The organism is Streptomyces sp. NPDC058008 (assembly GCF_042886395.1).
Lineage (GTDB): Bacteria > Actinomycetota > Actinomycetes > Streptomycetales > Streptomycetaceae > Streptomyces.
The window spans coordinates 1-1,938 of record NZ_JBHVQX010000026.1; the positions used below are offsets into that span (position 1 = coordinate 1).

General features: G+C 77.0%; 1 protein-coding gene. It reads right to left on the reverse strand.

The features are described 5' to 3' along the window. Positions 1–127: 127 nt before the first annotated feature. Positions 128–1,384: an ROK family protein gene (locus ACFVS9_RS24505; RefSeq protein WP_383119064.1), complete on the reverse strand. Its 1,257-nt coding sequence runs from the start codon at positions 1,382–1,384 to the stop codon at positions 128–130. Positions 1,385–1,938: the final 554 nt, after the last annotated feature.

The window sequence follows — 1,938 nt, forward strand, 5'->3', positions numbered from 1 at the left end:
CGAACGCTCCATGGCCTTCGAAGCCCTCGACCAGCTCGCCATGGAACACCTCCTCGGCGTCCGCTGACCCCCACCCCCACGGGTGCCCGGCCCACACCACCGGGCACCCCGCCCCGCCGGGGACGCGTCAGGCGTCCTCCGGCGCGGACCGGGCGTAGGCGACCGGGTCGGCCAGCACGTCCTGCACCACCAGCGCCGCCGCGCCCCGGGCCGCGTCGCCCGCGACGGACGACGCGCGCAGGCGGCCGCCGTCCCCGGACCAGAGGCCGGACACCACGCGGCCCGTCAGCTCCTCGTCGGCGGGCGGTGAGAGCCACGGCATCAGACCGCGGTAGATCCCGCCGAGGACCACCGCGTCCGGGTCGAACAGATTGACCGCGCCGGACAGCACCTGCCCCAGCATCCGGCCGGCCCCGGCCACCGCGGCCAGAGCCACCGGATCACCCGCCTGCGCCCGCCGCTCCAGCTCCATCACCCCCGCCGCGCCGCCCGCGGCCTCGTCGATGCCGGCCGCGCGCAGCAGAGCCGACTGCCCGGCGTACTGCTCCAGGCAGCCGCGTGAGCCGCAGCGGCACTCCGGGCCGGCCGGGTCCACCACCACGTGCCCGATCTCCCCGGCGAATCCATGGGCGCCGCGCAGCAGTTCGCCGTCGAGGACCAGGGCGCCGCCGACACCGATCTCGCCCGTCAGATAGAGGAAGCTGCGGACCGGGCCGAGCCCGCCGAACCACAGTTCGGCCAGTGCCGCGAGATTCGCCTCGTTCTCCGAGCGCACGGGCAGCGGCGCGGTGCCGGGGCGCAGACCGGCGAGCGCCCCGGCGAACAGCTCCTCGGCGGCGACCTGGTTCCAGCCCAGGTTGGGGGCCTGGCGCACCGAACCGCCCGAGACGAGCCCCGGCAGCGCGAGCGCCGTGCCGACCGGGCGCAGATCCTGCTCCCGCGCCGAGTCCAGGGTGCGCGCGGCGATTCCCGCCGCGCGGGCCAGGACCTCTCCCGGCGGTGCGCCCCGGTTGTCCAGGTGCTCGGTCCGCCGGACCCGCCCGGTGCCCGCCAGGTCCACCACGCAGACCGACACGTAGTCGATGTTGACCTCCACGCCCAGCCCGGCGGGCCCGGTGCGCGCCACCTTCAGTGCCGTGCCCGGGCGCCCCGCCTGGCCGCTGAACGTCTTGCCCGACTCGGTGAGGAAACCGCTCTCCAGCAACTGCTCGACCAGCGAGGACACCGCGGCCCGGGTGAGCCCGACCCGGGCGGACACTCCGGCCCGGGTCGCCTCACCGGCCTCGCCCTCGTCGCGCACGGCGCGGAGCACCAGGCTCAGGTTGTGGCGCCGCACGGTGTCCTTGTCGGCCTTGGACCCCAGGGGCGTGAGGTAGCTCTTCATGTCGCCGCCGAGCCTATGCGATGCCCCGCGGAACACGGCTCGCGCCAGGGAGCGACCACAGGCCCACGGGCGCGCCGTCCCCGCCCGGCGGCCGACGAGCACGGTGGCGACGTCCGGACCGCGCCCGGGACCGGCGCCGTCGCGCCGGATCGCGGGGCGGCCGGGGGCGTGGGCACCGCGGCCCGCCTCCTCGTCGTACAGGTCGCCGTCCCGGGCGTCGCGCCGACGGACGGCAGCGGACGCGCGGGGGCGGGACGTCGGGGAGGAGGGTGATCGGCGCCGTGCTCAGGACGGCGCCCGCCGACGGACGGGAGGAGCGGTGCGGGCCCGAAGGCCCCCGTTGCCGGAGCGGCGTGCTCATGACCGGTGAGAGGAGTGCGGTGGAGCGCCGCGTCGGGGGCGTGTCCGTGAGGACGACGCGGAGCGGGGCGCACGCAAGGCGCCACGGAGCCGGACCTGCGGCACACGTCGCCGCCTGGAGCCGGGGGGGCGACGTGTGGCGCCCCCCCCGACCCCGCAGGCAGAAAAGGCGGCGCGCCCCTGGGCATCATCAA